This is a genomic window from Polynucleobacter sp. 39-46-10 (genome assembly GCF_002282275.1).
The window spans coordinates 1-2,197 of record NZ_NCJB01000360.1; the positions used below are offsets into that span (position 1 = coordinate 1).

At 47.5% G+C, this 2,197-nt stretch carries 2 protein-coding genes; one reads left to right on the forward strand and one right to left on the reverse strand.

Annotation, left to right across the window (positions count from 1 at the left end; translation table 11 throughout):
* Nucleotides 1-109: 109 nt before the first annotated feature.
* The gene (locus B7X71_RS15625; protein WP_293601397.1) at nt 110-1,033 is read right to left on the reverse strand and encodes a branched-chain amino acid transaminase; all 924 of its coding nucleotides are present in this window, start codon (nt 1,031-1,033) and stop codon (nt 110-112) included.
* A 211-nt stretch (nt 1,034-1,244) separates the two neighbouring features.
* Between B7X71_RS15625 and B7X71_RS15630 the strand changes: the two genes are divergently transcribed.
* A partial coding sequence (locus B7X71_RS15630; protein WP_293601398.1) for a phosphoglycerate kinase occupies nt 1,245-2,197 on the forward strand: 953 nt, incomplete at its 3' end.

A 2,197-nucleotide genomic window follows, 5' to 3' on the forward strand; every position in this document is an offset into this window, starting at 1 on the left:
CGTGGATGTGAATTCCAGCTAGGAGTTTTATTGGTTGGGCAATGTAAAGGCAAATCGGTATTGCCATTCACCATCACAACTTGAGCTTCACTCATTCTCTGATTTCCTATTACTTAACGTAAGTTAACCAAGACTTGTACTTATCGCTTCTACCGTAGACCGCATCAAAGTAGGTCTTCTGAATTATCTCGGTAATAGGACCACGCTTGCCATCACCAATAGTACGATCATCCAACTCACGAATTGGCGTTACTTCTGCAGCGGTACCAGTAAAGAAGGCCTCATCAGCAGAGTAGATCTCATCGCGGGTGATGCGTTTCTCACGCAATTCAAGGCCGAGATCTTTGACGATCTGAATAATGGAGTCACGAGTAATACCGTCTAAGCAAGAAGCCAGATCTGGGGTGTAAACGATCCCGTCACTCACCATAAAAACGTTTTCACCAGATCCTTCAGATACATAGCCTTCTGTATCCAGTAGCAGGGCTTCATCGTAGCCATTAGCAGTTACTTCTTGGTTCGCCAAAATCGAGTTGATGTAGTAGCCAGAAGCCTTGGCGCGTACCAATGAGGAGTTCACAAAGTGACGTGTAAATGAGGAGGTTTTAACGCGGATACCCTTGTTAATACCATCTTCACCCAAATAAGCGCCCCATTCCCAGGCGGCGATCGCGGTATGGATGCTGTTACCTTTTGGAGAGATGCCGAGCTTTTGGGAGCCAATAAAGATAATTGGGCGGATATAGCAAGATTCCAGCTTATTGCTATTGACGACCTCAATAATGCCCTTGGTGATTTGTTCGGGGGTCCAAGGCATAGTCATTTGGAAAATCTTAGTTCCATTGAATAGGCGCTTAACATGCTCTGGAAGGCGGAAAATGGCAGTGCCCTGGGGAGTTTTGTAGGCGCGAATGCCTTCAAATACACCCATTCCGTAGTGGAGACTGTGGGTTAGCACATGAATATTGGCCTCACGCCAGGGAACGAGCTTCCCATCGGACCAAATAAAGCCATCGCGGTCAGACATCGACATTTTCTCTACCTTTTAAATATGTAATAAATAGGGTGATTCAATTCGGTAAAACTGGGTGCCATGCTGCTAGGGAGTCCCTAGGCCTGGAATACGTCTCAGCCTTTATTGTAGAGCAGGGAGCTGGGTGGGGTAGTCCAATTCCTTTGGGATCTCAAGCCCAGACGATTTAGAATGGAGCATTCCCAGTAAACCACTAAATTTGCCCATTCTCATGCCGGAAACTCTCTTTAAAGTAAAACGTCTCAGTGATCTCGCTGCAGCAGGTCTGCTCAAGGGAAAGCGGGTTTTAATCCGCGCCGATCTCAATGTGCCTCAGGATGATGTGGGTAATATCACAGAAGACACCCGGATTAGGGCCTCTATGCCAGCGGTGCAAATGTGCTTGGATGCTGGTGCGGCTGTCATGGTCACCTCACATTTGGGTCGCCCAACTGAGGGCGAATTCAAGCCCGAGGATAGTTTGGCTCCGGTAGCTGACCGAATTGCCACCCTCTTAAATCGTAAGGTTCCCTTAATTAGCGATTGGGTTGATGGTGGCTTTGAAGTCAATCCCGGTGAATTGGTGCTGCTAGAAAATTGTCGTCTCAATGTGGGCGAGAAAAAGAATAATGATGAGCTGGCTAAGAAGATTGCCGCTTTGTGTGATGTTTATGTCAATGATGCATTTGGCACTGCTCACCGTTCTGAAGCAACTACAAATGGCGTAGCTAAATTTGCCCCGATTGCTTGTGCTGGACCATTGATGGCTGCTGAGTTGGATGCTTTGAGTCGTGCCCTTGCAAGTCCTAAGCGCCCATTGGTAGCGATTGTGGCTGGCTCTAAAGTATCTTCAAAACTGACCATCCTTAAAGCTTTAGCTGACAAAGTAGATGAGTTAATTGTGGGTGGCGGTATTGCAAATACCTTTATGTTGGCTAAAGGCTTACCGATTGGTAAGTCGCTTGCAGAGCCTGATTTGGTTGACGAGGCACGAGAGATCATGGAGATTATGGAAAAGCGCGGAGCGCACGTCCCTATTCCTGAGGATGTTGTGGTTGCGAACGAACTCTCTCCGTTGGCGCGCGCAAACCGTGTGCCTGCTGATCAAGTCGCAGAAGATGACATGATTTTGGATATTGGCCCTAAAACTGCTGCACGTTTATCCATCATGTTGGCGCATGCTGG